6 protein-coding genes are annotated in these 5,438 nt (G+C 61.2%); 5 read left to right on the forward strand and 1 reads right to left on the reverse strand.

What is annotated here, in order from left to right; translation table 11 throughout:
* The first annotated feature begins 369 nt into the window (after positions 1-369).
* Entirely contained in the window at positions 370-1,314 is a 945-nt protein-coding gene (locus tag AC1DTN_RS36955; RefSeq protein ID WP_477925048.1) for a DUF3616 domain-containing protein, read from the forward strand.
* A 113-nt stretch (positions 1,315-1,427) separates the two neighbouring features.
* Here the strand turns inward: AC1DTN_RS36955 and AC1DTN_RS36960 are convergent, their stop codons facing one another.
* Positions 1,428-2,318, reverse strand: coding sequence for a LysR family transcriptional regulator (locus tag AC1DTN_RS36960; RefSeq protein WP_477925050.1), 891 nt, complete (start codon positions 2,316-2,318; stop codon positions 1,428-1,430).
* A 115-nt stretch (positions 2,319-2,433) separates the two neighbouring features.
* On the opposite strand from AC1DTN_RS36960, the gene AC1DTN_RS36965 reads away from it, so the two are divergent.
* The 4 genes from AC1DTN_RS36965 to AC1DTN_RS36980 all read left to right on the forward strand — a co-directional run.
* The gene (locus AC1DTN_RS36965) at positions 2,434-3,378 is read left to right on the forward strand and encodes an AEC family transporter (RefSeq protein WP_477925051.1); all 945 of its coding nucleotides are present in this window, start codon (positions 2,434-2,436) and stop codon (positions 3,376-3,378) included.
* 161 nt (positions 3,379-3,539) lie between these two features.
* Complete coding sequence (locus AC1DTN_RS36970) at positions 3,540-3,725, forward strand: hypothetical protein (protein WP_439015616.1); 186 nt, start codon at positions 3,540-3,542, stop codon at positions 3,723-3,725.
* A gap of 154 nt (positions 3,726-3,879) precedes the next feature.
* Positions 3,880-4,602: a DUF6892 domain-containing protein gene (locus AC1DTN_RS36975; protein ID WP_477925052.1), complete on the forward strand. Its 723-nt coding sequence runs from the start codon at positions 3,880-3,882 to the stop codon at positions 4,600-4,602.
* Positions 4,603-4,945: 343 nt separating this feature from the next.
* A partial coding sequence (locus AC1DTN_RS36980; protein WP_477925053.1) for a class I SAM-dependent methyltransferase occupies positions 4,946-5,438 on the forward strand: 493 nt, incomplete at its 3' end.

Consider the following 5,438-nt stretch of genomic DNA (forward strand, 5'->3'; position numbering starts at 1 on the left):
TCTCCCCCCTTGTGGGGGAGATGTCCGGCAGGACAGAGGGGGTGTCACTCGGCACAGCTTCAGTTTTCAGCCCTGACCCRTTGCTGCCGGGACCCGAAAGAACAGGTGAAATCCATTAGAGAATAAAAGTATCGGATCCGCACATTCATAGACCATCAAAAGCTGACTGACCGAAACATTCTGCAAAACAAATCCATGAAGATGAATTTTATTCCTGAACAATAGACTACTATAAATTTATATAACCACGCAAAATGGACTACATATGATTTATTACTAAAATTATCTTGACGTGCACCTTATGCGATAGTTTACTTGCAATATTGCCACCTCACCGGGAGGTTGCGCATCGAGACGGGGGCTTGTCGCATGAGCAATAGCAGCCGCGTTATCCTTTTGGCCGTGTTCTCCTCACTCGTTGGTCCGCTGACAGCCAATGCCGCGCACCACGCGTACCGAGGCATTTGCGAGGCCTCGGCCGCAGCATTGGTCGATAAGTCTCATGTGGCCGTCGCAAGCGACGATTTCTCTGCGATCATGATCTATCAGCGGGGAAAGCCGAAACCGGTCAAACATTTCGCCGTCGATGATGTGACTGACATCGAAGGCAGCGCCCGTATCGGCGACACCATATTCTGGCTCACATCCCATTCGCTGAACAGCAGTGGGGAAGACAAGAAAAAGCGCAAGGAACTGTTTGCAACCGCCGTGTCGGCTGACGGGACATTGTCCAATTCCGGCGAGGTCTATCGCAATCTTCGTGCGGACATGGCCGCGGCCCTCGGCAGCAGCGAAGACAGTTTGAAGGCCCATCTCAACATTGAAGGTCTGGCAGCGACACCCGAAGGGCATCTCCTGATCGGCCTGCGGGGACCGCTATCCGATAATCGCGCCGTCGTGCTCGAACTCGCCAATCCGATGCAACTGGTCAAACTGGGTACCGGCGACGTGGGCTCTGCGCAAATTACCCCTCCCGTCATGATGGACCTCTCCGATGGACCGGGAACGACCGGCCGCGGCGTGCGTGACATCGCGCTGGTCGGCAACCGATATCTCGTCCTTGCAGGCTCCGAGCCAGATGGCGGCAACCCGCCACCAAAGCTTTTCTGGTGGGATGGAAATAAAGAAGGCCGGGTAACGCCCGGTCCGGAGGTTGATTTCAAGGGGATGACGCCGGAAGCAATCGTGGTCTGGAACGATCACGAGGGCGAAATCCTCAGCGATAGCGGCGGCGCGCTGATCAAGGGCGTGGAATGCGCCGACAAGGATCCGCCGAAGGACGCCTTCTTTCCCACCGTCGACCTGAAATTCTGAGTTTCGGCAACGTTTGATCCGGCAAGGCAAATGCGTGCCGAGCGTGATCAACGCCGCCTTGGGCTAAGAACAGGTCCCCGTCGCCCGGTGAGGGTCTGGGACCGTAAACGCCATCACACCCGCCCCTCGACACCCGCGCCGGCTGCCACCTCGAACAACTGCGGCACGGCCGGGTTCTTCGCCGTGCGCGAGGCGCAGAGCACGACATCGAATTCCGGCGCATCGTCGAGCTGCCGGGACACCACCCCCTCCGCCAGATCGCTGCAAAGCGATTGCGGGATCAGCGCCACGCCCAGCCCCTCCTGCACCAGCCGGATGATCGTGTGCTGCAGGCGCGGCTCGAAGGCAAAATGCGGGATGACGCCGCCGGCAGCGCAATAGAGGCCGATCGCCCAACGCAGCGTTGGCGCCACGGTTGCGGGCGCGGCGATCAGTTTTTCGCCCGCAAGCGACTGCGGCCCGATGGTTTCGGCCTCGGCCAGCGGGTGGCCTGATGGCACGATCAGGCACAGCCGGTCACGGGCAAGCAGCAGCGTGCGCAGATGCGGTGCGGGACCGCCGCCGAAGGTGACGGCGGCATCGAGTTTGCCTTCGGTGAGCATCTCCTCGATATCGGTGGGTATGCGCTCCTCCAGGATCAGCCGCACATCCGGACGCGCCCGCGAATAAAGCCGCACCAGTGCCGGGATGACGCTATGAGCGGCATGCATCATGAAGCCGAGCTTCAACTCACCCTTCATGCCGCTGGCGACCAGTTGCACATCGCGGCAGGCAGCATCGAAGCGTTCAAGCACGGTGCGGCAATCGGCCAGGAAATGCCGGCCGGCCGGCGTCAGCGCCACATTGCGCGAATTGCGCTCGAAGAGCCGCACACCGAGCGCCTTTTCGATGGCTGATATCTGCCGGCTGAAGGGCGGCTGGCTCATGTTCATGCGCGCGGCCGCATGGCCGAAATGCAGCGTTTCGGCCAGCGCCACGAAATAGCGCATATGGCGTGTGTCCATTCGATACCCCAGAAGTATCAATCAGCATTGCAGATGACATTGGATTATCTCGATCTCAGGCGCTAGGCAATGACCGCTCCAGGTACGGAGCTGTGCCGAATTGCCCGAGTTGCCCATGCTGACGAACCTTTCGATTGTCCTGCCGATCTTCGCCCTCATCCTTGCCGGCTGGATCGCCCGCAAGACTGGGGCGCTCAGTGAAAATGCCACGCGCGAGGTCAACCGGCTGGTCGTCTATCTCGCTTTGCCCGCGCTCCTCTTCGATATCATGGCCAATGCCAAACCCGCCGAGATCTGGCAACCGGGCTTCATCCTGGCGTTTACCGCCGGCTGCGCCGTCATCTTCGGCGCCACGCTCTTCTGGCGCGTCGCCAGGGGCCGGCATCTGGCGGATGCCGCGATAGACGGGCTGAATGCGAGCTATGCCAACACCGGTTTCATCGGCTTTCCGCTCGTCCTGTCACTGATCGGCGACACCGGCATGGCACCGACGCTGATCTCGACCATCCTCACCGTCTGCGTACTCTTCGCCGTCGCCATCATCCTGATCGAAGGCGGGCTGCAATCCGAAACCCGGCGGCGCGATATCGCGCTCAAGACGGCGCGTTCGCTGGCGAAAAATCCGCTGCTGGTCGCCCCCGTCCTCGGAGCTCTGGTGATGCTCTCGGGTGTGGCGCTCCCCGCCCCCGTGCATGCCTTCATGAAGCTCCTGGGCGGCGCCGCCTCCCCCTGCGCGCTGATCGCGCTTGGCTTGTTTCTGGCCGGCACCAAGGCCGGCGAAGCGGGCGCCCGGGCGACGACAACAAGCATTCTCGTCGGACTGAAGCTGATCGCCCAGCCCGTCGTCACCTGGCTGATCGCCGCACCGCTCCTCAACCTGCCACCGGCTRCCACCCATACCGCCGTGCTGCTCGCAGCGCTGCCGACAGGCACAGGCCCCTTCATGCTGGCGGAATTCTATGGCCGCGAAGCGAGCCTGACGGGCCGCGTCGTGCTCGCCTCCACGGTGCTTTCGGTGCTGACGATCTCTGCCTATCTGGCGCTGGCGGGGCGGGTATAGGAACTGGCGGCACCATCCATCTCAGAGCCCAAGAAATCGGCGCAGCAGTTTATCCATATCCCGCCTCTTGAACCGGCGCGGCGTTGCAGCATGTCCTTGACTAATCACTTTTCGTTAGTCGCCAGAGCGTGGCGGTATCTTTGGTCAGGGAGGATGCAGCCATGGAACGCGTAGAGCCTGCAGATGTCGAGCATGATGCCCTGACCAAGGTCTGGTCCGTTACTGAGTTCTGCACCCGACACCGGATCGACGGCAAGGAGGAGAAGCGGCTGCTGCAGCTCTTCGGCGCTTTCGCCACCGCCAGTGAACTTCTGCACAACGCCCGCCGCGAACCGCGTTTCCGGTAATCGCCCGGCAGCATCAGGCATTCGGGAGCAGGCCGGACACTCCATTCAGCGCGCGCAGATTTCACCTGGCTAATGTGCGGTAGCCCACCTTTTTTCATCCACCGGCTGCACTAGCTTCTGTCGCGGAGATCCGATCCCTGGTGCATGAGGCGGCATGATCCGAAGACGCAATCTGCTGGTCGGCGCAACGGCCGCAACCATGCTTGGCACGGCGAAAACGACCCGCGCCGCCTTTTATCCCGAACCTTCGGGAGAGCCGGGCGCGCCGTTCGGCGATCCCAATCTCAAGCTCGTCGTCATGTCCGTGATGATGGACAAGGGCATTCTCAATCTCGGCACACGTGAGGAACTGGCAGGCCATGTGCTCGGTCGCGCCGTCGATCTCGACACTGACGGCCATCATCCGCTCCTGCCGGTGCGCACCTATCTGGAGCGCTATCCGCTGACGCGGGAGATGCTGGACCAGGTGGACACGCTCTATTTCGACGGCGGCAACACCATCTATTCCTACATCTGGAAATTCTGGAGCGGCGAAGATGACAGCTTCGATGTCGCCAGCATGGCTGGTATCGCCAACTGCCCCAATATCACCGCGCTAGATCTCACCTCGATGGTCCGCTTCGTCGATCTCGAAACGCTGAAACCACCGCTGAAGCTGCAATATCTCACCCTCGGTGTCGATCTCGCCAACCTGCCCGCGCTGCTCGACATGTCCGCTCTGCGCGGCGTGAAGATCTATGATGACGATATCTATCGCGATGTGATGACGCCGGGCAGCCCGGCCCGGCATGTGATGGAGAGGCTGAAGGCACGCGGCGTGTCGGTCTGGGTTCACTGGATATCAAGCGATCAGGGAGAGCCGCCGGCCTATCAATGAGCAGGCTAGAACAAGCCGACCAGCCGGGCGGAACTGATCGCAAGGCCGGCGATCGCCACCAGGATGAAGGCGCACATGATGACGAGAAAGATCGGGTTCTTCACTGTTTCTCCTTCGAGGCCGGGCGATGGCTAGAGGGTGACCTAGCAGCTGCCGACAACAGCGACAACCATTCCGCCGACGACTTGTTTGTCACAGACCCGTCTGCGGGCGGGCCGCATCATCGACACCGGCCAATTCGACACCTCAAAAGCCGGATATCGTAATTGCCCGCCACGCCGCAAAGATGCAGGATCAGCTGCCGTATTCATTCCAGCCGGCATTGAAGGAAGCAGGGCCGATCATGTCATCGATCACCACAGGCAATGAGCAACAATATAGCGACAGCAAAAAACTTGCCGCGCGCGGGCGCCTGAACCGGGAATATACAATTGCCGAAACCGGCTGGTTTCCCTGGGTGGCGCGGCAGCTTCCCCTCAAACCGGGCGATCGCGTGCTGGACATTGGCTGTGGTCCCGCCTGGTTCTGGGCTTCCGTGGCAAACGAGCTGCCCGACGATCTCGACCTCACGCTTGCCGATCGCTCCCCCGGCATGCTGCAGGAAGCGCTCGAGCGCTGCCACCCGCTCTCCTTTGCCCGCGTCACCGGCCAGCAGGCCGACGCAACCGCCCTGCCCTTCGAGGACGGCTCCTTCGACACCGTCATCGCCATGCACATGCTCTACCATGTGGCCGATCAGGCGCAGGCGCTTGCCGAAATGTACCGCGTGCTGAAGCCGGGCGGTCACCTCGCGGTGACGACCAATGGCGCCGGCAACATGCGCGGCATGTATGCGC

Source organism: Rhizobium sp. 01T444 (assembly GCF_056398305.1).